Annotated in this window: 21 protein-coding genes; 12 read left to right on the top strand and 9 right to left on the bottom strand. The window is 63.1% G+C overall.

From position 1 onward, the window contains the following. Positions 1 to 164 precede the first annotated feature (164 nt). The 8 genes from FJ936_RS04025 to FJ936_RS03990 all read right to left on the bottom strand — a co-directional run bounded on the left by FJ936_RS04025 (position 165) and on the right by FJ936_RS03990 (position 5,740). Positions 165 to 827, bottom strand: coding sequence for a lytic transglycosylase domain-containing protein (locus FJ936_RS04025; RefSeq protein ID WP_246680408.1), 663 nt, complete (start codon positions 825 to 827; stop codon positions 165 to 167). A gap of 110 nt (positions 828 to 937) precedes the next feature. Then, entirely contained in the window at positions 938 to 1,267 is a 330-nt protein-coding gene (locus tag FJ936_RS04020) for a DUF736 family protein (RefSeq protein WP_140789501.1), read from the bottom strand. A gap of 36 nt (positions 1,268 to 1,303) precedes the next feature. Beyond that, positions 1,304 to 1,849, bottom strand: a complete 546-nt coding sequence (locus FJ936_RS04015; RefSeq protein WP_140789503.1) for a S26 family signal peptidase — start codon at positions 1,847 to 1,849, stop codon at positions 1,304 to 1,306. Further along, a complete protein-coding gene (locus tag FJ936_RS04010; RefSeq protein ID WP_141906134.1) occupies positions 1,846 to 2,337 on the bottom strand; it encodes a DUF2840 domain-containing protein in 492 nt (163 codons plus the stop codon). The genes FJ936_RS04015 and FJ936_RS04010 overlap by 4 nt, the downstream gene beginning before the upstream one ends. Then, positions 2,334 to 3,389, bottom strand: a complete 1,056-nt coding sequence (locus tag FJ936_RS04005) for a replication initiator protein A (RefSeq protein WP_141906133.1) — start codon at positions 3,387 to 3,389, stop codon at positions 2,334 to 2,336. The genes FJ936_RS04010 and FJ936_RS04005 overlap by 4 nt, the downstream gene beginning before the upstream one ends. 17 nt (positions 3,390 to 3,406) lie before the next feature. Then, the gene (locus tag FJ936_RS04000; RefSeq protein ID WP_141906132.1) at positions 3,407 to 3,688 is read right to left on the bottom strand and encodes a helix-turn-helix domain-containing protein; all 282 of its coding nucleotides are present in this window, start codon (positions 3,686 to 3,688) and stop codon (positions 3,407 to 3,409) included. A gap of 287 nt (positions 3,689 to 3,975) precedes the next feature. Beyond that, positions 3,976 to 4,302 (bottom strand): DUF736 domain-containing protein, encoded by a 327-nt coding sequence (locus FJ936_RS03995; RefSeq protein WP_141906131.1) that lies wholly within the window; start codon positions 4,300 to 4,302, stop codon positions 3,976 to 3,978. A 766-nt stretch (positions 4,303 to 5,068) separates the two neighbouring features. After that, positions 5,069 to 5,740 (bottom strand): FCD domain-containing protein, encoded by a 672-nt coding sequence (locus tag FJ936_RS03990; RefSeq protein WP_140793419.1) that lies wholly within the window; start codon positions 5,738 to 5,740, stop codon positions 5,069 to 5,071. Between the two features lie 190 nt (positions 5,741 to 5,930). Here FJ936_RS03990 and FJ936_RS03985 point away from each other — a divergent pair, with 190 nt between their 5' ends. From FJ936_RS03985 to FJ936_RS03935, 11 genes are all read left to right on the top strand, one after another. Next, positions 5,931 to 6,809, top strand: a complete 879-nt coding sequence (locus FJ936_RS03985; RefSeq protein WP_141906130.1) for a fumarylacetoacetate hydrolase family protein — start codon at positions 5,931 to 5,933, stop codon at positions 6,807 to 6,809. Then, the gene (locus FJ936_RS03980; protein WP_140793417.1) at positions 6,806 to 7,585 is read left to right on the top strand and encodes an alpha/beta fold hydrolase; all 780 of its coding nucleotides are present in this window, start codon (positions 6,806 to 6,808) and stop codon (positions 7,583 to 7,585) included. The genes FJ936_RS03985 and FJ936_RS03980 overlap by 4 nt, the downstream gene beginning before the upstream one ends. Positions 7,586 to 7,637: 52 nt before the next feature. Beyond that, entirely contained in the window at positions 7,638 to 8,969 is a 1,332-nt protein-coding gene (locus tag FJ936_RS03975; protein WP_141906129.1) for an amidohydrolase family protein, read from the top strand. 62 nt (positions 8,970 to 9,031) lie between these two features. Then, complete coding sequence (locus tag FJ936_RS03970) at positions 9,032 to 10,033, top strand: branched-chain amino acid ABC transporter permease (protein ID WP_181763091.1); 1,002 nt, start codon at positions 9,032 to 9,034, stop codon at positions 10,031 to 10,033. Beyond that, positions 10,030 to 11,058 carry a branched-chain amino acid ABC transporter permease gene (locus FJ936_RS03965; RefSeq protein WP_141906127.1) on the top strand — a complete coding sequence of 343 codons (1,029 nt, stop codon included), beginning with the start codon at positions 10,030 to 10,032 and terminating at the stop codon, positions 11,056 to 11,058. The genes FJ936_RS03970 and FJ936_RS03965 overlap by 4 nt, the downstream gene beginning before the upstream one ends. Before the next feature lie 50 nt (positions 11,059 to 11,108). Next, the gene (locus FJ936_RS03960) at positions 11,109 to 12,356 is read left to right on the top strand and encodes an ABC transporter substrate-binding protein (protein WP_140793408.1); all 1,248 of its coding nucleotides are present in this window, start codon (positions 11,109 to 11,111) and stop codon (positions 12,354 to 12,356) included. A 22-nt stretch (positions 12,357 to 12,378) separates the two neighbouring features. After that, entirely contained in the window at positions 12,379 to 13,164 is a 786-nt protein-coding gene (locus FJ936_RS03955; RefSeq protein WP_141906126.1) for an ABC transporter ATP-binding protein, read from the top strand. Further along, positions 13,157 to 15,373, top strand: a complete 2,217-nt coding sequence (locus FJ936_RS03950; protein ID WP_141906125.1) for an ABC transporter permease — start codon at positions 13,157 to 13,159, stop codon at positions 15,371 to 15,373. The genes FJ936_RS03955 and FJ936_RS03950 overlap by 8 nt, the downstream gene beginning before the upstream one ends. 83 nt (positions 15,374 to 15,456) lie before the next feature. Then, positions 15,457 to 17,643, top strand: coding sequence for a flotillin family protein (locus tag FJ936_RS03945; protein WP_141906124.1), 2,187 nt, complete (start codon positions 15,457 to 15,459; stop codon positions 17,641 to 17,643). 36 nt (positions 17,644 to 17,679) lie between these two features. Continuing rightward, complete coding sequence (locus FJ936_RS03940; RefSeq protein WP_141906123.1) at positions 17,680 to 18,117, top strand: SRPBCC family protein; 438 nt, start codon at positions 17,680 to 17,682, stop codon at positions 18,115 to 18,117. A 9-nt stretch (positions 18,118 to 18,126) separates the two neighbouring features. Then, entirely contained in the window at positions 18,127 to 19,647 is a 1,521-nt protein-coding gene (locus FJ936_RS03935) for a zinc-binding dehydrogenase (protein WP_181763088.1), read from the top strand. A gap of 842 nt (positions 19,648 to 20,489) precedes the next feature. Here FJ936_RS03935 and FJ936_RS03930 read toward each other — a convergent pair. Then, positions 20,490 to 20,720, bottom strand: coding sequence for a hypothetical protein (locus tag FJ936_RS03930; protein ID WP_246680401.1), 231 nt, complete (start codon positions 20,718 to 20,720; stop codon positions 20,490 to 20,492). A gap of 424 nt (positions 20,721 to 21,144) precedes the next feature. Between FJ936_RS03930 and FJ936_RS03925 the strand changes: the two genes are divergently transcribed. After that, a complete protein-coding gene (locus tag FJ936_RS03925) occupies positions 21,145 to 21,954 on the top strand; it encodes an SDR family oxidoreductase (protein ID WP_181171506.1) in 810 nt (269 codons plus the stop codon). Positions 21,955 to 22,018 lie beyond the last annotated feature (64 nt).

The following is a 22,018-nucleotide window of genomic DNA, read 5'->3' as shown; positions in this document are numbered from 1 at the left end:
AAGGCTTTTTAGCAGCCGTAGCGCCGTTTGAGGCCAACTCACCAGGCGCTGGCGTCGCTTGCCGATTACGGGCGGCATTCCCTCGGTTGTTGCCTTGTGCCCTATGCGCCCCAACGGCTGCGACGTCCAAAGAGACGACGGGTCGGGGTTTGACGGTGACTTCGTCATCGCTGTGATGTCCGGAGGTCGGACCCAGGGAACAGTTGGCGCGGCTGCGAACTGGCGGTGAAAAGTTTGCGCACCGACGGTGGCGAGGAGACCTCGACGGAAGCGTCTTCGCTGGACGAAGGACCGGAAGCGGCCAAGGGCCCGGACCGCACAATGAACAGCGGCGAGACCTTCCAGGTGACGGCCTTCGCATGAGCGTCGGTGAGCGCGCCGGGTGCATCACCGCCGCCCCAGAAAGGGCGGAGCATCGCAACATAGGCCCGGGTCTCAGCCGGCAGCGGGCGGCCCCTCAAGGAGGCTTCGTAGCGCCCCGGCCCCGCATTGTAGGCGGCCAGGAAGCCCGGTGAACCGTATCGATCATACAGCTCGCGAAGATAGGCGGTGCCGGCAAGGATGTTGTCGTGTGGATCATAGGGATCGTGGCCGAGTTGATGACGGAGGCGCAGCTCGGCCCAGGTTGCGGGCATGATCTGCATCAGACCCACTGCACCCTTTCGCGAGACGGCGCGTGGGTCGCGGGCGCTCTCGAAGTGCATGACTGCCCGTATCCAGAGCTGAGGAAGGCGGAAGCGGTGCGACGCTTCGGCGATATGCGCGCCATAAGGATCGTCCGCCGATTTGCGCGAGACCGGCGCGGATTGTGCGACGGCCCCCGTCATCGCGTGACAGAAAATCAGCATGCCAGCGACAAGCCAACGTGCTTCCCTGCGACCAGGCAACCAACCGACGCGGCGGCTTTCGTCCGCACATTGCGGCGTCGATGACCCACTCATCGAGCACGCTCCGGACGCGATTTCGGCCGGATCCAGCGCAGCGACCAGGACCCATTGTCGGATCGCACGAGGCTGGCGCGAAAGCGCCGGTTAAACAGCGGATCCTCCAATCGGCACGACAGATAGTCGCCAGCCGTCTGTCCGGTTTCCTTCCAGGCCGCGCCGACCTCGGGGCCGCTGCCATCGCCGATATGGATACGAAAATCCGGCGCTTTGCCGTCGGATGTTTTGGTGGGGAGGAGCACCAGTTCGGCATCCACGAGCAGCGTTCGCATGCGCCCGCGGTACCCAGATTCAGTTTTGTGAAAGACGCCGATCTCGGCCATGGACTATCTCCTTCGTCTTGTTGGCTGGGCTGAATTTCAGTTCGCAGGAGCGAGCCAGGTGTAGTGGCCATCGCCGCTCTCGTCGGTCCAAAGCGGCATCGCACGTCCGACGATCGAACCCACCGGGAACGGGCCGAAGTAGCGGCCGTCGAGACTGTCCTGGACCTGCCGGTTCATGACGAAGATTTCGGCGGCGGCGATGATGCGGCAGCCCTGCCAGTCAGGCAGCGCGCGTCCCTTGCGGTCGCGCTTCAGTGCGGTGCCGATCATGATCCCGTCGATCATGACGATGCCAGCAACGCGACAAACCTCGTGTCCAGGAAGCCCTTCGATGTGCTTCAGCATCGGCACGCCGAGCGGAAGGTAATCGCGCTCGGCGGCAAACCGAGCGACGCTCTCTGGCGGTTCGATGACGGCGAGCGCGCCTGCCGTTGGAACGGCCATTCTCCGGATCGCATAGAGGCCGAGGGGCGCGCTGGCCGATGCGTTCCATACGAGCAGCGGCGGCATGTCCACGGCAGCGGGAGCGACCGTCGCGACGACGGCCGCGAGCGTTGCGGCCATGCAAGCGGCGCGGCTCATGAGGTCGCTCGCTTGCGCAACAGAAAGGCCCGATGCTGCTCGAGCGAATAGGCACAGGGCGTTTCGCCGGCAACCAGTCGGTTGTGGGTCTGACGCCAATAGTCAGGGGCGGAGTCGGCCGGATCGAGGCCGATCGCCTCGATCGCATCGATCAGCTGGAGAACCCGCTCGACCTTGTCCCAACCTGCGATCTTGAGCAGGATCTCGCCGCCTGGCCGGACATAGGGCAGCGTCTGATAAGGTTCGGCGGGCAAGACGGCGCGCACGATGTCGATGCGCGAAACGATGGTGCCAAAGTCGTTCGCCGCCCAGCGGACGAACGCAAAGACACTGCCCGGCGCAAATCCGATGACGCGGCGCCGCTTGTCGAGGATCGTTTCATGCGCAGGGCGTCCGAAGCGGATGCGATGCTCGATCCGCTTCTCGATCCAGATCAGCTCGACCACAGTGAGATTGCCGCGCGCAGTCGATTGAGGAGACCGCGTCATTCGCCGTCTCCACCGCGTCGGCCGACAAGTCGCGGCTTCTCCTCCCCGCCGCCAGTCCGCGGCTTCTCCGCATAAATGTTAGATTGGGAGTTAGACTCAAAGTTAGGAGCGCGATTTGCCGTTTCGGACCCGTCCCTTAAGGCCGCTCGCGGTTCCCGAAAGCACGATGGTGCGGTTCCCGATGGCACGATGGTGCGGGTTCCCGATGGCACGATCCTGTCAACAGGCCTTGGCGCCGGTTCGAAAGCCAACAACACACGCCCGCTGGCTTCCACCTCCGTGAAGAGAAGATACCCCGGCAAAGGCTGGCGGCGCACGATGTCACGCAGCTCGAAGGCGAAGCGCTTGAGCGGCGAGAGACTGCCGGACTTCCGATGCAGGTGCCGGATGTCGAAACGCCAGCCGGCGCGCTGGCGTCCGCCATGCTTGCGCACCAGCCGATAGAGCCAACGCTCCAGCCCGCCCGTCAGCCCGAAATAGGCGCGGTCTATGGTCAGGATTAGTGCGTCATCCATGACGGCTCGGTAGAACCAATCGGGCAGGATCATTTCGACGCCAAGCGGGCGACCGTTTCGACCGCAGCGCTCCTGCCATTCATTGATCCACGAGAAGCGATGTCGGCGGCCCTCGGCCGGCTGGCGAATGGAGGTGACGACGCTTGTCGACTGCAGGCGATCGAGCGCCGCCTTGAGGCGCTGGTAGTCTCGCTTCGAGACGCCGCGGCCGATGAAGGTAAGCATCTCATATGGCGTCGCGGCCATCAGGCGGGATGTGCGCAATCCGGCGTCCCGAGCGTTGACGATCTGGCTCGCCGCCCAGATCAGGATATCGGCGTCCCAGATCGTCGCCATGCCGTGGTCGGGCATCGCTTCGACACGGATCGCCAGATCGCCAGCGTGAAAGTCGATCGGCGCGATGCGCCTGGATTTGGCGAGGGAGAAGAAGGGATAGGCCATGAGGTCCTGCGCATCGCGTGGCGCCACGACGCCCGGCAGCGCCTGGAACAGGTCGAGCTGTTCGCGCTCCAATGGTGGGCGTGGTCGTGCCGACATGGGGAAGATCGGCGGGCTCAGCGCCTTTCGCGTCCGACATCGGGGATCAGGCGGGCGGCCTGAGGCTTGGCGGGCAGCAGCGAGCCATGCGGATCGGACGTCGATGTCATCGCGCCGCGCTGGACCCAGACCTGGAGGTCGTCGACGGCGTAGACGACACGGCCGCCGAGTTTGCGATAGGCGGGCCCTGTGCCGTAGGTGCGATGTTTCTCAAGTGTGCGCGCCGAGAGACTGAGGAAATGCGCGGCTTCAGAGGTGCGCAGGTAGCGCGGCGGCAATGGCGCGGCGTCGGTGTTCATGAGGTGTCTCCTTCCGGCCGTTGCGGTTGAACGGCGATCGATGGCCAGGATGGAGGAGCAAGGGCACCATGATCAGGTGCGCAATTGAGAGGCGCTATTTCGCACCGCTAAGGGGCCTTCGGGAGTGGCGCCGACGCGTGCTGCAATATCGCCGCGCGCGACCATCTTCACGCAGGCGCGCATCATCAACGTAGCTGATGACAGAAAGCCCGGGCATGGCAGCCCGCGGAGAGCTTTCGCGTCATTAGGAGACGCCCCGCCCGGTACCGGGCGGGGCGTCTGCCAATTCACTCGCCGTTGCGGCGGCTGGGGCGGGACCAGATCAGGCTGTGGCCCTCGCCTTCCTCGTCGGCGAAGAGGTTGGCGTAGATGGGAGCGGTGAAGCTCGGATCGTCCAGCTTGAGGCCGAGATAATCGCGACCCTCGTTGGAGCGCTTGGACCAGGCGGCGCCGATTTCGGCCTTGCCGACCACGACGCGGTGGCTTGGGGCATTCTCGCCGTTGGCCCGGGTGTCGGGGACGATGCGCACGCCCTTGGCCTGGACGCTGAGAGTGACGATCTCGCCGGTGAACTCGTTCGCATTGGTCTTCTTGAAGATGCCGATGGTAGCCATTTTCAGTCTCCGTTCTTCGTTTGCGAGCCCGCACCATGCGGCCTCGATGGCGATCGTGAGGCCGGAGGCGACCGCCGCCGCATCGCTTGCGACCGCAGCACAGCGGAGGATGGCGCAGGCGCGCGTTTCTTGGTTCCGCAAGGAATGGGCTTTGCCCAGGGGAAGAAACGCGCGACGCGCCATTGCGGCATAGGCGGTCGAGGCTTCAGCCGTCCTTCGGCCAGATCAGCCCGTTCGAGAGGTCGTAGGTGCCGCTCCGCGAAATGGCCGACGGAGGCAATGGCGGCATGCGGGATCAACAAAGATTAAGTGGATTGCTTCGCCAGCGGATTTCCTGACACGGACTCGGCAAGCACTGCATCGAAGCCTCTTTCCCTCCAGTGCCAAGCGCACGCAAACTTTGAGCGGCTTACTGCTCGGATCGAGATGCCTTCGCCCGCGCGGCAGCGTCGACGGGTCGTGCTACGGGCGCAAGGCCATTTGGATCGCCCTTCCCGCAGATCTATCATGACGTTTGCCGGACACTTTGGGAATCGGCGGCGAAAGACGCGTTTTGATGCTACCTTTTTTCGTCGCGCGGCATTGTCTGAATGTCTCATTAGAGGCCGATTCCGGTCAGGCAGGTTTCGGCGCCAGCGTGGCGGAAGCGGACGTTCGAGTCGACATGCGTTTCGTCTCTATCTGGTTCATGACTGACGTTTAGTGCTGTCAGCTTTTGACCGACGCCTCGAAATGATGCCACCCCAAAGTAGGGCAGCCCGATTGATCACCTGCCCAATAAGTTCTTCTCGACTGTCTTGAGGTGCCCGAGCATCGCCATCTTCGCGCCTTCCGGATCGCGGTGTAACAACGCTTCCAAAATCGCCTGATGTTCTCGGCAATACACCTGACGCCGTTCCTCCGAGAATGACCGCCTCTTCATTTCGAACCAGGGTGACTGGTTACGAATGGCGCGCATGAGATTGTGAATCTCTTTGAGGAAATCATTACGGCAGCACGCAAACACCCGATGATGGAATTCGGCGTCCCAATGCTCGAAATCTGGCATGTCCTGGGCCTCGCGTGCTGTCTGATGGGCTTCGCGAACCGCGTTCAGTTCCGCAGCACTTGCGTTGGTCGCGGCAAAGGCTGCCGCTGCTGGTTCGAGCAACTGCCTGATCTCCATCATGTCAGCCGGGCTGGTGCCTTCCATTCGTGCGACCATTGATGCGATTGACGTGGGGTTCGTCGCGGTCAGAAAGGTGCCCCGCCCGACATGCCGCACGACTGTTCCGTCGTCCTCCAAGAAGCCGACAGCACGGCGCACCGTGTTGCGCGCGACGCCGAATTCGGCGGCAAGGTCACGCTCGGGCGGCATGCGGCCGTCCTCAATCCACTCGCCGGAGGAAATCCGCTTCTTGAGCATTGTGGCGATATCGTTGGCGACGAGCTTCGGCATTCGATGATGGCTTTTACCTGATCCAATGTTGGACCAATGTTATCGATTGATTGCCATTCGGTCCAGTGCCCAGACACGGGATTGTTTTGTTGAGTGGTGAGCAGAAACCCTCTTGCAGCGTGAACCAATCGGCGGTAGCGTGTAACGAAAGAGCCGGTATTGGTTCAGAAAAGGTTCAGGGAGGAATCGAATGCGGGTCGCGACATTTTCGATCGCCGGCGAACGTCGCGTAGGCCTTGTCGATCTTGATGCCCAGACCGTCGCACCATTCGATTTCGCCGTCGATCAGGCGAGGAACGGCATCCTGGCGCTAATCGAGCGAAACGACGCCGGTGTGCCGCGCACGCTTTCGGCCATTCCGCTGCCGCAGGTCGATATTGAAGCCCCCATCCCCTTGCCTTCGCGAAACATCTTCTGCGTTGGCAAGAACTATCATGAACATGCGCACGAGTTTGCCCGCAGTGGTTTCGATTCCAGCGCCGGCGCTGGAGCGATACCGAAACACCCGATCATCTTTTCCAAAGTGCCTGAATCGGTCGTGGCCAACCATGCCAGCGTGCTGATCGATCCCTCCGTCTCGACGGCCATCGACTACGAGGCGGAGCTTGCCGTCATCATTGGCAAGGGCGGCCGCGGCATCTCGAGGGAGAATGCGCTCGACCATGTCTGGGGCTACACCATCGTCAACGACGTCACGGCGCGCGACCTGCAGGGCAAATATAGCCAGTGGCTGATCGGCAAATCGCAGGACACGTTCTGTCCGATGGGGCCTTGGGCTGTGACCCGGGACGAACTCGATCTGGCGACCACCGGCATCCGCTGTTTCGTCAACGAGGACCTGCGCCAGAATTCGCAGATATCGCTGCTCATCTTCGACATCCCGACCATCATCGCCACGCTGTCGCAAGGCATCACGCTGAAGCCAGGCGACATCATCGCCACAGGCACGCCGGTCGGCGTCGGCATCGGTTTTGATCCGCCGAAATACCTCAAGGCCGGTGACGTCGTGCGCATCGAGATCGATGGCATCGGTACGCTGGAAAACCGCTTTGTGGAGCATACTCGATGACCACGGTGACAGTTGGTCATATCGTCGCCGAGGTGGTCGGCGAAGGCCCTGCCGTGGTGATGATCCACGGCCTTGGCGGCACGTCGAACATGTTTCAGCCGCAGATGGCGGCGCTGTCGGGCTATCGCGTCATCCGGCTCGACCTGCCGGGTTCGGGCCGTTCGCCGCGGCCGATCGAACCGCTCACCGTTGAAGGGATGAGCGAGGCGGTCATCCGCGCCATGGCCGGCATGGGTGCCACCTCTGCGCATTTCGTCGGCCATTCCATGGGCACCATCGTTTGCCAGCATATCGCGGCGACGCAAACTTCGCTTGTCGCCTCTCTGGCGCTGTTTGGTGCATTGGCCGAGCCCGCAGAAGCGACACGGCAAGGCCTCGCCAAACGCGCGCAACTGGCACGCTCGGGCGGCATTGCCGATATCGCCGACCAGATCGTCGCCAACGCGATTTCGGCGCATACGAGGGAAACCTCGCCGGCCGCCGTCGCCTTTGTGCGGGAATCGATCACGCGCCAGGACCCGGAATCCTATGCCCGTACCTGCGAGGCGCTGGCCAAGGCGACCGCTGTCGACGCACGCCGCATAGCAGCGCCGACGCTGCTCGTCACCGGCGACGCAGACACCGTCAATCCGCCCGGTGTCGGACAGGCGCTTGCCGACAAGATCAAGGGCGCCGTATTCTCGTCACTGGATCGGTGCGGACACTGGGCGACGGTGGAAAACCCGCGCGAAAGCAGCCAGAAACTGGCCGATTTTTTGAGACGGGTTGATAGGTGAGAATTTCCGATCGAGCGTAGACTTATGCGCTCGGCAAGTTGGGAGGCTTGTGATGGCAGACGACAGCTGGAACGGCAACGGTTCGGGCAGCACGCTGTTCACCAACGTGCGCGTGCTCGACGGCACGGGTGAATATCCCTACACCGGCGAGGTGCTGGTGCAGGGCAACCGTATCAAGCAGATCACCAAGGGCTCGTCGCGCTACGGTTCGTCCTCGTCGTCCTCGTCCTACAATGGCGGTGCAACCGTGATCGACGGCATGGGCGCGACGCTGATGCCGGGCATGATCGACGCGCATCTGCATCTGTCGTGGAACAATGCGCCAGGCATCGACCCCATCCAGATGATGGAGGTCGAGGAGCATATGCTGGTCACGATGGAGATGGCCAAGCTGGTGCTCGATGCCGGCTTCACCGCTGGCCGGGGTGCCGCCGCCGCCAAGCCGCGCCTTGACGTGGTCGCCAAGAAATTCATCAACCAGGGCCGCTTCCCCGGACCGCGCTATCTCGCCGCCGGACCCGAGATCACCACAGTCGGCGGTCTCGGCGATTCCTCGCCCTCGCACATTCCGCATGAGGGTCTGAACCTCGGCCTGGTCGTCTCCGGCCCGGAGGAAATCCGCCGTACCGTGCGCCAGCTGATCAAATACGGCGTCGATTCCATCAAGCTGAACCTGTCGGGGGAAAGCATCACCGGCATGGGCGCCGAGGAGACGCCGATGTCGGAGGAAGAAGTCGCCATGGCCGCTTCCGAGGCGCGCTGCCGTAACAAGGTGCTGTCGGCGCATGCGCGCTCGTCCGGCTCGGTCAAGCAGTGTGTCCGCCACGGCATCCAGAACATCTACCATGCCTCCTTCGCCGATGAGGAAGCGCTCGACATGCTCGAGGCTGTCAAGGACAAGCACTTTGTCGCGCCCGGCATCGCCTGGCTGATCAACACCGCGCGCCATGCCGAGCAATGGGGCATCAAACCGGGCTCACCGCTGTCGCTCGAATATGAGCGCGAACTCGAGATGTGCGTCGACACGATGAAGAAGATGCACCGGCGCGGCATTCGTGTCTGCATTGGTGGCGACTACGGCTTTGCCTGGACGCCGCAAGGCACCAACGCCAAGGACATCCAGACCTTCGTCGAGATGCTCGGCTTCTCGCCGATGGAAGCAATCCAGGCCGGCACCAAATATGGCGGCCAGATAATGAACATGGGCGACGAGCTCGGCATGATCAAGGAAGGCTACCTCGCCGACGTGCTGCTGGTTGACGGCGATCCGATCTCCGACGTGCGCATCCTGCAGGACAGGAACCGCATCCTTGCCATCATGAAAGACGGCAAGTTTCACAAGGCGCCGCGTTTGAACGAGCAGCGCCGGCGGCTGACCGCATGAGTCTGCTCGACCGGCCATCCTCGCCGTCCCAGCTGTCCTCGCCGTCGATAGCGAATGGCGGGATGACGCATGGGCAGATCTGGGGTGTGGTCGGCCTGCTTGCCGCCGCCGTGCTGGCATGGCTGGTCTTCGCCGTCTGGCCGGATTGGCTGAACGCCATCCTGATCTCGAAGAAGGCCTTCGTCAGCGCCATCCTCAATGGCATCACGCTGGCCGGCCTGTATTTCCTGGTCGCCAGCGGCTTCACGCTGATTTTTGGGCTGATGCGCAACGTCAATCTCGCGCATGGCTCGCTCTATCTGCTCGGCGCCTATATCGGCTACGAGGTCACCAGCCGAACCGGGTACTGGCTGCTTGGCGTCGCCGCTGGTTTCGCCGCCCTGGCGGTGGTTGGCCTCGTGATGCAGGTTTTTGTGTTTCGCCGCCTCGAGGGCGACGATCTCCGGCAGACTCTGGTCTCGATCGGCATCTCGATCGTTGCCGCCGACCTGATGCTGGCTGTGTGGGCCGGCGGCACCTATCAGATCACCACGCCGGAGTGGCTCGATGGCGCGCTGACATTGCCCGTGATCACCGCCGTGCGCTCGAATGGCGCCTCGGTGTTCCTCACCTATCCGCTCTACCGCGTCGTTGTCCTGGCGGCGGCGATCGTCATCGGCGTCGGGCTCTGGCTGATGCTGCACAAGACCCGCGTCGGCATGATGATCCGCGCCGGCGTCGACGACCGCGCCATGCTGCAGGCATCCGGCGTCAACGTGCATGCCGTGTTTGCCATCGTCTTTGCCGTTGGCGCGGGCCTCGCCGGCTTTGCCGGCGTCGTCGGCGGTTCGGCTCTGTCCGTCGCGCCGGGTGAAGATGTTCGTTATCTCCTGGCCTCGCTGGTCGTGGTCATCGTCGGCGGCATGGGCTCGATCACGGGTGCCGCCATCGGCGCGCTGCTGATCGGTCTCGCCGAACAGATCGGCCTTGTCTACTTCCCGACCTACGGCGTCGTGCTCACCTTCGTCATCATGGTGGTGACGCTGGCGATCCGGCCGCAAGGCATCATGGGGAAGGCCCGATGAGCCTGGCCATCGCTCCCGTTGGCGCGACCCCGCAACAGAACTGGCTGGAGAAGCTTGGCGCCAGGCACATCATCCTTGCCGTCGCACTGGTGCTCTATCCGCTGGTGGCCTCGGATTTCTTCCTGACGCAGATCGGCGGCTATTCCTTGATCTTCGGCATGATCGGCCTGTCGTTGATGCTGCTTGCCGGCTATGGCGGCATGGTCAGCCTGGCACAGATCACGGTTGCCGGCATATCGGCCTATGCCATCGCCATCCTGGGCAACAACAACTCCAACATTCTCGGCTTCGGCTGGCCGTGGTGGCTGGCCGTGCCGTTCGCGGTCGCGACGGCGGCCCTGGCATCGGCGCTGATCGGCTGGATCTCGGTGCGCACCGAGGGCATCTACACCATCATGATCACGCTGGCGATCGCCACCGCGACCTTCTATTTCGCGCAGCAGAACTACGCCATCTTCAACGGCCATTCCGGGTATGCCGGCATCCGCGCGCCGGCCTTCTGGAGCATCAACTGGCGCGACCCCAAGCCTTTCTACTATCTCTGCCTTGGCCTCGCGGTGCTGTCCTATGGAGCGGTGCTCTACGGCTCGCGCTCGACCTTCGGCATGACCTTGCAGGCGATCCGCGATAACCCCCGGCGCATGTGGGCGCTTGGTTACCACGTCACCGCGCACAAGGTCTTAGCTTGGCTGCTGGCCGGAATAATTGCCGGGCTGGCGGGTGTTCTGCTGGTCTGGTTCAACGGCCGCGTTTCGCCCGGCACCATCGGCGTCGATGCCGCGATCGACGTTTTGATCATCGCCGTCATTGGTGGCCTGCGTCATCCGATCGGGCCGTTTCTGGGCGCGGTCGTCGTCGTCCTGATGCAGACCTTCGCCATCGACATCGTTGGCGCCGAGCGTTTCAACACGCTGATCGGCATGGTGTTCCTGGTGATCGTCTTTGTCTCACCAGATGGAATTCTTGGGTTGTGGGGGAGGATCAAGCCACATCTTGCCCAGGAGTCCTTGCGTCCCGGGCCATGAGTGCCGGGGCGGATGAACCACTGCAAACGAAATCAAAAGGGAGGAAAATCATGAGGATGCATAGACGTACGTTGCTGGCGCTCGCGGTGTTCACCGGGCTGACCGCCCCATCGATGGCGCTCGCCGCCGACGACAGCATCAAGATCGGCCTGCTCGCCACGTTCGAGGGGCCGTTCACGGTGCTCGGCGAGGATGGCGAACGCGGTGCGATGACCGCGGTCGAAGAGGTGAAGGGCATGGTCGCCGGCAAGAAGATCGAGATCGTCAAGGGCTCGTCCGACGCCTCGCCCGACAGCGCGGTGCGTGCCGCGCGCAAGCTGGTCGAACAGGATGGTGTCAAGGTCCTGATCGGCCCGCTTTCGGGTGACGAGGGCCTGGCCGTCAAGGACTACGCCAAGACCCAGCCCGGCGTGACCTTCCTGAACGGCGCTTCGGCCGCGCAGGACACCACCTTCCGCAATCCTGCGCCGAACTTCTTCCGCTTCGGAACCGACGGTGCGCAATGGATGGCGGGCCTTGGCACCTACGCTTTCAAAGAAAAGGGCTACAAGAACGTCGCCACCGTCGCCGAGGATTATTCCTTCCCCTACACGCAGGTGTTCGGCTTCATGGCCGAATTCTGCAAGGCCGGCGGCCATGTGCCGTCGAAGTCCTGGGTGCCGATCGGCAACAAGGACTTCTCCTCCGTCATCGCGGCCATTCCCGACAATGTCGATGCGATCTATGTCGCGCTTGGCGGCGCGGACGCGGTCAACTTCCTGACGCAGTACCAGCAGTCCGGCGGCGCGGCTCCGCTGATCGGCGGTTCGATCACCGTCGACCAGACGGTGCTGACCTCGAAGGGAAAGCTGAAGGATGTGCTGAAGGGCACGCCTTCGGCAGGCCCAACCGCCGACACCAACGACTCTCCCGCCTGGAAGACCTTTGTCGATGCCTATAAGAAGCAGCCGGGTGCGTTCCCGTCGCCTTCGCTGTTCGCGCACGCCTATTACATCAACATGAAGGCGGCACTGCTTGGGCTCGACAAGGTTGGCGGCGATGTGTCCGACGGCGGAACCAAGCTGCGCGACACGCTTTCGACGCTGTCCTTCGAAACGCCGACCGGCAAGGTGTCGCTCGACAAGAACCGCAACGCCATCGCCGACATCTTCCTGACCGAAGTGACGGAAGGCGCTGACGGCACGCTGCTCAACAAGCTGATCAAGGTCGTGCCGCAGGTGAACCAGACGCTCGGCATTCCCGAGGACGAGTTCACCAAGCTTGGCGCGGTCAGCCGCGACAATCCAAGCTGTCCGTGATCGCGCTTTCGAGTAGCCGCAGGTGACCGAAAGCCTCGTTGCGAATCGTCTCCAGAGCTCCGGCGCCTATGCGCTGGAGCTCGATGGCGTGGCGCGGCATTTCGGGGCGCTGGTGGCGCTCTCGGGCATTAATATGAGGATCGCGGCCGGCGAACGGCGCGCGGTACTCGGTTCCAACGGCGCCGGCAAGACGACATTGTTCAACGCCGTCAGCGGCGACTTCATGCCGACGTCGGGGCGCATCCGTTTCTTCGGCGAGGAAATCACGGATCTGCCGCCGCATGAGCGCATCCGGCGCGGCCTGCGGCGCACCTATCAGATATCGCAGCTGTTCAAGGGCCTGTCGGTCCTCGATTCGATATTCCTCGCCTGCCGCGGCGTCTCGCGCCGGCGCTTTTCGCTGCTGCGCCCGGCCATATCTGACGTCAACATGGTGCAGACTGAATCGATCCTCAACGCCGTGCATCTGGAAGCCTATCGCGACACGCTGGTGGCGACGCTGAGCCATGGCCAGCAGCGCCAACTGGAGATCGCGCTGGCGCTCGCCGGTGCACCGCGCTTCATCCTGTTCGACGAGCCGGCGGCGGGTCTGTCGCCGACCGAACGCCGCGACCTCGTGGCCATCCTGAACGCGCTGCCTAAACACATCGGCTACATCATCATCGAGCACGATCTCGATGTGGCGTTGCGCGTCTCGGAATATGTCTCGATGATGCACAATGGCCGCCTGTTCAAGGAAGGCACGCCGCAAGAGATCGAGGCCGATCCGGAAGTCCAGGAGATCTATCTCGGGGGCAAGCATGGCTGAGCGTCCCGGGAAAATTGCCAGGGCGATGTTGCGCGTCGAAGACCTGCAGGTCTTCTATGGCGAGAGCCATGCGCTGCAAGGTGTCTCGCTGACACTGGAAAGCGGCGTGCTGTCGGTGGTAGGGCGCAACGGCATGGGCAAATCGACGCTCTGCAACACCATTGTCGGCCTGAAGCGAGCGAAGTCCGGTTCGATCCGTGTCGATGGCGGTGAGATCACATCGCTCGAGCCGCACGAAATCCATCGTCTCGGCGTCGGCTATGTGCCGCAAGGGCGCCGGGTCTGGCCGAGCCTGACGGTCGACGAGCATCTGCGTCTCGCGGCCGGCAACAGCCGCGATGCCAGTTGGACGGTCGAGCGCGTCTACCAGACGTTTCCACGCCTGGCCGAACGCCGAGGCAATGGCGGCTCGCAATTGTCGGGCGGCGAACAGCAGATGCTGGCCATCTCGCGCGCCTTGCTCAGCAATCCCAAATTGCTGGTCATGGACGAGCCGACCGAAGGCCTGGCGCCTGTTGTCGTCGACCAGGTCGAACGGATGCTCGTCGAGCTCGCCGCCGAGGGCGAGATGGCAATCCTCGTCATCGAACAGAATATCGGCGTGGCCACAGCGGTGTCGAACCAGGTCGCTATCATGGTCAATGGCCGCGTCAACCGGCTGATGGAAGCAAAGGCGCTTGCCGCCGATCGCGAGCTGCAGCAGCGGCTGCTCGGCGTCGGCCGCCATGCCGAAGACGCACCCGTCACGCCGGTGGAGTCCGCGCAGGCCAAGGAACAACTGGCCGAAGTCTATCGCATCGACCGGACGGCCAACGGCTCGGCCGAGCCGGAGCCTCGCAATGGCGTCTATCGCCCGGTCACCGAATTGCCCAATCGCTGGAATGTGCCGGTCACTGAATTGCGGCAAGCGGCGGTCGAGAAGGCAGTACCGCAAGACGAGCTGAAGAAGGTCTTCTCCATCCCCTTCGCCGAGCGTTTTGGCAGGACCGTTCTGGTCGTCGGCACCTTCGACACCAAAGGCAAAGAATTGCGGTTTGTCGCCGACCGGCTGAAGTCGCTCGGCATCTCGGTTCGCACCGTCGATCTGTCGACGTCGGGCAAACCGACAAGCGCCGATGTGCCGGCGATGCAGGTGGCCGGCATGCACGCGCGGGGATCGTCGGCCGTCTTCACCAACGATCGCGGCGGCTCGGTCAGCGCCATGGCGGAAGCTTTCGCGCGCTGGATCGAGCGCGAGCCTCGTATCGGCGGTGTCATCTCGGCAGGCGGTTCCGGCGGCACCACGCTGGCGACGGCGGGCATGCGCGTGCTGCCGGTCGGCATCCCCAAGCTGATGGTCTCGACGGTGGCTGCCGGTGACGTCGGCAAATATGTCGGCGGCGCCGACATCATGATGTTTCACTCGGTCGCCGATGTGCAGGGGTTGAATTCGATCACCGAGCAGGTGCTGTCCAATGCCGCGCACGCCATGGCCGGCATGGTCGCGCAACTGCCCAACGCCGAAGCGTGGGAAGCCAGGCGCAAGCTGGCACGCCCGGCCGTCGGCATCACCATGTTCGGCGTCACCACGCCTCTGGTGCAAGCGGTGACGAAACGACTTGAAGCGGATTATGACTGCCTCGTCTTCCACGCCACCGGCATAGGCGGGCGAGCTATGGAAAACCTTGGCGACTCGCGGCTGATTTCGGCCTTCCTCGACCTCACCACCACTGAGGTGGCCGACATGATTGTCGGTGGCGTCTTCCCTGCGACCCAGGATCGTTTCGGCGCGGCGATCCGCACCGGGCTACCCTATGTCGGCTCCACTGGCGCGCTCGACATGGTCAATTTCGGGCCGCGCGACAGCGCGCCCGAGAAATTCCGCAGCCGCAAATTCGTCATCCATAATCCCAATGTCACCTTGATGCGCACCACGCGCGACGAGAACCGGGCATTCGGCGAATGGATCGGCGCGCGGCTCAACGCCATGAACGGCCCGGTTCGCTTCCTGCTGCCTGAAGGCGGCGTTTCGATGCTCGATGCGCCAGGCCAGCCCTTTCACGACCCGGAAGCCGACAATGCTTTGTTCGAGGCGATCGAGAAGACGGTCCGCCAGACGCCACAACGTCATGTCGAGCGGGTACGGGCCAACATCAATGACACGCTTTTCGTCGATGCGGTGATCTCCGCGTTCCACGCGATCACGCCGAAGCTGCAGAGGCGGGCATGAGGAATTGGACTTCGCCGCCCTGCGGGTGGATGTTTGAAATCGGTCGCCTCGCGCCGGCCGCATTGTCTTGGGGAGGATAGATCATGGACGCGCAGACCTTTGGCGCTTTCCTGTTGTGGCTGATCGTTGCCGCAGTCGTCGTGCTGATCGCGGTCTATATCTTGCGCTGGCTCTATCGCCGCTCGACCAAGGAGACGGCGTTCGTGCGCACCGGCTTCCTGGGCGAGAAGGTGGTGGTCAATGGCGGCGCCTTCGTCATTCCGGTGCTGCACGAGATCACCCCGGTCAACATGAACGTCCTGCGGATCGAGGTGCGCCGCGAAGATGGGCATGCGCTGATCACCAGGAACCGCATGCGCGTCGACCTGATCGCCGAGTTCTTCGTCCGTGTCGGCGCCAGCCGCGAGTTGGTTGCCGCCGCCGCGCAGACACTTGGCCGCCGCACGCTGCAGCCCGACAGCCTGCGTGAATTGCTGGAAGGCAAGTTCGCCGGTGCCTTGCGCACAGTCGCAGCCCAGATGACGCTGGAAGAAATGCATGAACTGCGCGGCGACTACGCCGCCAAGGTGCGAAGGCTGGCCGAGGAGTCGCTTGCCGCCAACGGCCTGGAACTCGAAAGCGTCGCCATCGTCGATCTAGACCAGACCAGCCTCGAATATTTCGACCCGTCCAACGCCTTCGACGCCGAAGGCCTGACCCAGCTGACGGAATCGATCGAGACCCGGCGCCGCATGCGCAACGAGATCGAGCAGCGCACGCTGGTCGATATCCGCAACCAGAACCTCGATACCCAACGCAAGGTGCTGGAGATCGACCGCGACAGCGAATATGCGCGCCTCGAACAGGAGCGCGAGGTCGAGATCCGCCGCGCCGCGCAACGTTCGGAATTGGCCATCGATCGGGCGCTACGCGACCAGGAATCTGAGCAGGCACAGCTTTCGTCGCGCGAGGCGGTCGAGAAATCGCGGCTCAACCAGGAGCGCAACATCACCGAGGAGCGCATCAAGAGCGAGGAAGACACGCAGCGCCGCGAGATCGCGCGCCGCCGTTCACTCGACGAAACCGAGATGAAGATGCGCGAGCTGACCGAGCGCGAGCAGATCGCGCTCGAACTATCGCTGGAGAAGGCCCGCATCGAGCGCGAGGGCACGCAGAGCCAGCTCGAGATCGAGCGCAAGAAATTGCTCGAGGTCGCCGAGCTGGAGCGCCAGATCGCCCTCGCCGAAAAGGCGCTGCAGGTGACCCGGGCCGAGGCGGAAAAGCGTCGTTCCGAGATCGTCGAGAACCAGGCGACCGAGACGGCGCGCATCGCGCAGGACCGTGCCATCGACGAGGTCAGGATCGCAAGGGAGCGTCATCTCGAAGCACTGCAGATCGCGAAGCGCCAGGCCTTCGAGGAGGCCGAGATTTCGGCCGGCGAAGAGGTCGAACGCGCCCGCATCACCACCGAGCGCGGCATCGAGGAAGCGCGGCTGATTAAGGATCGCGACATCAGGCAGCTCGGCGTCGACCGCGACCAGAAGATCGAGATCGCCGAGATCCAGAAGGCGATCGACATCGCCAAGAAGACGCAGGAGCGTTCCTCCGCCATCGCCGCTTCCGAAGCCGTGCGCGCCAAGGCCGTCCAGGCCGAGGAGCAGGCCTTCACCGCCCGCGAACGCGAGATCGCCGAGCGTCGCAAGCTGACCGACCTGATCGGTGCGCAGCGCGAGGCCGAACGCGAGGCGCTGCGCATCACATCCGCAGCGGACGCCGAGATGAAGGCGGCGAAGAGTCTGGCCGAGGCGCAGAAGATCGCCGCCGTCGCTTCGGCCGAATCGGAGAAGATCCACGCCCTTGCCGCCGCCCAGCGCTACGAGGTCGACGCCGCTGGCCACCGCCAACTCAACGAGGCCGAGAACATCCTTTCCGAAGGCGCGAGGGCCGGGCGCCTGCGCGGCAAGCTGCTCGACCACATGGAAGGCATCATCCGCGAAAGCGTCAAGCCGATGGAAAAGATCGACGGCATCAAGATCCTGCATGTCGACGGCCTCAACGGTGGCACTGGCGGCAACCGCAACGTCACCGACGAGGTTATCGATTCCGCGCTGCGCTACCGCGTGCAGGCGCCGATGATCGACAATCTGATGAAGGAGATCGGCATCGAGGGCGGCTCGCTTGGCCGCATGACCGATGTGCTGCGCGACGCCAAGGATATTGCCAGCCTGACCCGCGACAAGAAGGGCAAGGGCAAACCCACCAAGGACGACGATGACGACCGCGATCACTGACGGGATTGCAGTGGCAAATATCGGCGGCTATTCGAAATGACCAAGGTCTATGTCTCCTCGGTCATTCCAGCGCCGGCGGCGGAAGTCTGGAAGCTTGTGCGCAACTTCAACGCATTGCCAAGCTGGGCGCCGTTCGTCGTCGAGAGCCGCATCGAGCAGAACGCGCAGGCAGACCAGATCGGCTGCATCCGGAGTTTCACGCTGAAGGACGGCGGGCGTATCCGCGAAAGGCTACTGGCGCTGTCCGACTACGACCTATCCTGCAGCTACGCCATCCTTGAAAGCCCGATGGCGGTCGAGAACTATGTCGCCACCTTGTCGCTGACGCCGATCACCGACGGCAATTTGACGCTCGCCGAATGGCAGGCGGAGTTCGACTGCGCGCCGGATCGCGAGGCCGCCCTGATGCATCAGATCGGCCATGGCGTGTTCCAGACCGCCTTGGCCGCGCTGAAACATCGGTTCGGGCGCTGACGCCGGCCGATGGTCAAGGTCTGCCAGAGCACGATCATCGAGGCACCGGTCGACGAGGTCTGGGCGATCCTGCGCGACTTCAACGGCCATGACCGCTGGCATCCGGCGATTGCCTTCAGCGAGATCGAGGGCGGCGAGCCGATCGACGCGGTAGGCTCAGTGCGCCACTTCAGGCTGAACGATGGCGGCGAATTGCGCGAGCAATTGCTGGCGCTGTCCGACAAGGACCGGCGGCTGAGCTATTGCCTGCTCGAAGCGCCGCTGCCGCTGATGGGCTATGTCGCCTCGATGCGGCTGAAGCCGGTGACCGACGGCAATGCCACTTTCTGGGAATGGCGCTCCGAGTTCACCCCGCCGGCGCATCGCCGCGACGAGCTGGTGAGGTTGGTCACCGAAGGCATCTATCAGACCGGCTTCGCGGCCATGCGCAATCTTCTACGAGAGCGAAGCGTCGGCTCGCCGATCGATGTGAGGGCTTCCCGGGCGGTTGCCGCTCCTGCGCCATCGGCAGGTGTGCCGCCCGTCGTGCCAACGGTCATTGAGGGTCAGGCCGCAACAACCAGGGCGATCGTTGTCGAGCGCTATGGCGGACCCGAAGAGCTGCGGCTCAGGGAAATCGGACTGCCGTGGCCGGCGCCGAACGAAGTGCAGATCCGCCATACGGTGATCGGTGTCAATTTCATCGACGTCTATTGCCGCACCGGCTATTTCGACCTTCTGCAGCCGCCTGGCGTTCCGGGCATGGAGGCGGCGGGCGTCATCGAGACGGTTGGGTCGGCGGTGTCGGGCTTCTCTGTCGGCGACCGTGTCGCCTATGCATGTCCACCGGTCGGCGCCTATTGCGAGCGGCGCAACATGGTGCCCGATCTTTTGGTCCAACTCTCCGATGATATCTCCGATGACATTGCCGCCGCCGGGCTGCTCAAAGGCATCACCGCGAGTTTTCTGCTGCACGACGTCCATGTTGTCCGTCCGGGCGAGATTGTGCTTGTCCATGCCGCCGCCGGCGGCGTCGGCCAATTGCTGGTGCAGTGGGCTCGCCATCTCGGTGCGACGGTAATTGCGACGGTGTCGAATAACGACAAGGCGCGGATCGTCGAACGGCTGGGGGCTCATCACGTCATCGTCTATTCGCGAGAGAATTTCGCCGAGGCGGTTATGCGATTGACTGGCGGCGCCGGGGCGGATGTCGCCTATGATGCTGTCGGAAACGACACCTTCGGCGGGTCGCTGGCAGCGCTCGGGGTACGAGGCCATCTCGTTAGTTTTGGCCAGGCTTCAGGCCCAGTCGGCAACTGGGACATTGGTCGGTTCTCCTCGAAGTCCGTCACGATTTCCCGGCCCAACTACGCTCACTATACGGACACACCGCAAAAGCTTGCTCCGCAATTGAACCGGTTCTTTGCCGCGCTCCGACTGGGCGTTGTCAAGGTCGAGCATCCACGGCCCTACGATCTTGCAGCAGCGTCTCAGGCCCATCGCGATCTGGAGTCTCGACGAACGACCGGCGCGCTGGTGCTAAAGGTTTGAGACAAGTTTTCACAATCGGAGTACGGGCGGCACCGCCCTTCGCGGTGCCGCCCGCGCAGCGGCGTCACACGAAGCTGGCGGTCGCTATTGCCGCCATTCATTTCAAGGCGTTGCGAATGGTTGCTGTCGGCGTAACCCCGACCAACCGCTAGCGCTCGCAGGGTCCGTTTTGGAGAACGCTCAGACGGGCTTCGACGACCGATATGAGGCGCAAAGCTGGCGTTGCAGCGGAAGTCCGTTTCTGGGCCGACTGACAGGCCAGCACGGGATTTTGACTCGCCGAACCATCTCCAATTGCTATCGTGCGGCCGCGCACGAGGAATGACTTTCGCCTTCGTGGGGCACGAGGGAAAATGGCGAACACGGACTGTCAGCACTCGATGCGAATATTTTGAGGAGGACCTTTCAAAAATCGGTCTTGGAAGAAAGCATCCCGGAGAGCGAGTGGCGAAAATACGCTGAGGAACTTGTCCGGGTATATACCGGCTCTCCGATCGTAGATCCCGGATTGCTGGACTGGATCGTAGGCAAATAGCACGGGGAAAGCCTCGGCGCTTACGGCCGGTCTTGGCGGCCACCGCGGCACCGCGCCGCGTGGCCAACAGTGGGAAGGCTGAGCGGACGTCAATCCAGACCTTTAGTTTGGGCGCTACCTTGCTCTCGCTCGACGAGGTGCGGAACTTGAGCTCCGACATCACCCAACCTTTAATTACCTCGTTCAGGACAGCGGCTGTGAACTGGCTGGCTTCAGCGCCTGCTCCAGCCTTCACAAGCTCTGCCTCAATTGCTTCGCTCCGTCTATGAAAAGGCAGGCGGCACCGGCCGGGGAGCTGGGCAACTTCCTAGCCGAGGTGCAGCTGGCTGTCGGCCACGACGTTCTGGGGCGGAGGCTGATGCTGGAGCGGCTGCTTTAGCCGTCCGGCCCGGTTCCTCTCGGCGTCCAGCAGTTCCTCCTCGGTTATCAGGCCGTTCATAAACAGCTTGAGCAGGTGGGACGCGATGCGCTGGGCCTGCTGCGATTTAAGGGGAGTGCCGTTCTCGTTGCATACAATGCGGCACACGCGAGAGAGCATATCGATCTCGCACGGCCCCAAGCACTGACCGGGGTACAACATAGCCTTTCCTCCTCGAAAGCTACGAACCCCGGACAGTGCGACAGGCGTGTGAATTCCGCAATTGATTTTGGCGTGATCGGGTGTGCTGTCAGGCGCGCGTGTGCACTCGGGAAATGTGGTGAGTTGACTTTTTTAACAGAGGACATCCCTCCCATTTAGGAGCTTCTAATGCCTGCCCGCACAAAGGCATTCCCCCATGGCCCCTCGACCGCCTTGAAGCGAACGATCCGCTTTCGGCATGCCCGTTAGAAAGCCGCATCTTGCCTTCAAGGAGCAGCTCCGCTCTGAGCTCAGGACGAGATTGGCAGTACAAAACCGACCGCAAGCGGTATTGTTGGACGATCATGGTCAATTCATCGGCACCAGCCATAGGAGGACGGACGTGACCAATTCCACAGGGAGTTCTTTGGGCGTCGCTGTCATTACCGGCGCATCCTCCGGAATCGGCAAAGCTTTTGCCGAGCGCCTGGCCAGCGACGGCTACGACATCGTGCTCGTCGCCCGCCGACGCGACCGGCTCGAGTCGGTAGCCCGCGAGATCAAGGCCGGCGGCGCCTACGCGGAAATCATCGTCGCCGATCTGGCGCTGTCGGAGGGCATCGACACGGTAGAGCAGCGGATCCGGGCCGGGGACGTATCGCTACTCGTCAACAACGCCGGATTCCAGACTTACATGCCGTTTGTCGAACTCTCGATCGACCGCGCCCAGGAAGAGGTTGCCGTGCAGGTAACTGCCGTCATGCGTCTGTCGCATGCGGCACTTCCTGCGATGATTGCGCGCGGCGAAGGCGCCATCATCAATGTCTCTTCACTGCTCAGCTTCAGTGGAAGCATGAACTCCCCGTTCATGCCGAAGCGCTCTGTCTATGCCGCCACCAAAGCCTTCGTCACCACCTTCAGCGAGCTCCTGGCGGCTGAACTCCAAGGCAAAGGAATTCTCGTCCAGGCGCTCTGTCCCGCAGTCGTCAGGACAGAATTCCATGACATCGACGGCAAACCGGTCCTCAGGCCCAATGTGCCGGTGATGGAGCCGGCCGACGTCGTTAAGGCATCCTTGGCCGGCCTCCGGCAGGGTGACACGGTCTGCATTCCGGCCTTGGAGCAAAAGGGCAAGTTCTCCGCTGTCGCGGACGCAAATCGGGTCCTGTTCGATGCCGGTCGCGGGGCCGAACTAGCGTCTCGGTATCGCTAACGCCAGCCCGGCCCGTTCTGTCCCACTTGAGCACCAGAGCCAAGTGGACGTGCCGCGAGCCCAC

Origin of the sequence: Mesorhizobium sp. B2-4-13 (genome assembly GCF_006658535.1) — a bacterium.
Lineage (GTDB): Bacteria > Pseudomonadota > Alphaproteobacteria > Rhizobiales > Rhizobiaceae > Mesorhizobium > Mesorhizobium australicum.
This window is presented reverse-complemented; position numbering and strand designations above follow the sequence as displayed.

What these genes read in the sequence shown, in the direction of transcription:
- FJ936_RS04025 (WP_246680408.1), bottom strand. Translation starts at nt 827, where the DNA reads ATGACGGGGGCCGTCGCACAATCCGCGCCGGTCTCGCGCAAATCGGCG.
- FJ936_RS04020 (WP_140789501.1), bottom strand. Translation starts at nt 1,267, where the DNA reads ATGGCCGAGATCGGCGTCTTTCACAAAACTGAATCTGGGTACCGCGGG.
- FJ936_RS04015 (WP_140789503.1), bottom strand. Translation starts at nt 1,849, where the DNA reads ATGAGCCGCGCCGCTTGCATGGCCGCAACGCTCGCGGCCGTCGTCGCG.
- FJ936_RS04010 (WP_141906134.1), bottom strand. Translation starts at nt 2,337, where the DNA reads ATGACGCGGTCTCCTCAATCGACTGCGCGCGGCAATCTCACTGTGGTC.
- FJ936_RS04005 (WP_141906133.1), bottom strand. Translation starts at nt 3,389, where the DNA reads ATGTCGGCACGACCACGCCCACCATTGGAGCGCGAACAGCTCGACCTG.
- FJ936_RS04000 (WP_141906132.1), bottom strand. Translation starts at nt 3,688, where the DNA reads ATGAACACCGACGCCGCGCCATTGCCGCCGCGCTACCTGCGCACCTCT.
- FJ936_RS03995 (WP_141906131.1), bottom strand. Translation starts at nt 4,302, where the DNA reads ATGGCTACCATCGGCATCTTCAAGAAGACCAATGCGAACGAGTTCACC.
- FJ936_RS03990 (WP_140793419.1), bottom strand. Translation starts at nt 5,740, where the DNA reads ATGCCGAAGCTCGTCGCCAACGATATCGCCACAATGCTCAAGAAGCGG.
- FJ936_RS03985 (WP_141906130.1), top strand. Translation starts at nt 5,931, where the DNA reads ATGCGGGTCGCGACATTTTCGATCGCCGGCGAACGTCGCGTAGGCCTT.
- FJ936_RS03980 (WP_140793417.1), top strand. Translation starts at nt 6,806, where the DNA reads ATGACCACGGTGACAGTTGGTCATATCGTCGCCGAGGTGGTCGGCGAA.
- FJ936_RS03975 (WP_141906129.1), top strand. Translation starts at nt 7,638, where the DNA reads ATGGCAGACGACAGCTGGAACGGCAACGGTTCGGGCAGCACGCTGTTC.
- FJ936_RS03970 (WP_181763091.1), top strand. Translation starts at nt 9,032, where the DNA reads ATGACGCATGGGCAGATCTGGGGTGTGGTCGGCCTGCTTGCCGCCGCC.
- FJ936_RS03965 (WP_141906127.1), top strand. Translation starts at nt 10,030, where the DNA reads ATGAGCCTGGCCATCGCTCCCGTTGGCGCGACCCCGCAACAGAACTGG.
- FJ936_RS03960 (WP_140793408.1), top strand. Translation starts at nt 11,109, where the DNA reads ATGAGGATGCATAGACGTACGTTGCTGGCGCTCGCGGTGTTCACCGGG.
- FJ936_RS03950 (WP_141906125.1), top strand. Translation starts at nt 13,157, where the DNA reads ATGGCTGAGCGTCCCGGGAAAATTGCCAGGGCGATGTTGCGCGTCGAA.
- FJ936_RS03945 (WP_141906124.1), top strand. Translation starts at nt 15,457, where the DNA reads ATGGACGCGCAGACCTTTGGCGCTTTCCTGTTGTGGCTGATCGTTGCC.
- FJ936_RS03940 (WP_141906123.1), top strand. Translation starts at nt 17,680, where the DNA reads ATGACCAAGGTCTATGTCTCCTCGGTCATTCCAGCGCCGGCGGCGGAA.
- FJ936_RS03935 (WP_181763088.1), top strand. Translation starts at nt 18,127, where the DNA reads ATGGTCAAGGTCTGCCAGAGCACGATCATCGAGGCACCGGTCGACGAG.
- FJ936_RS03930 (WP_246680401.1), bottom strand. Translation starts at nt 20,720, where the DNA reads ATGCTCTCTCGCGTGTGCCGCATTGTATGCAACGAGAACGGCACTCCC.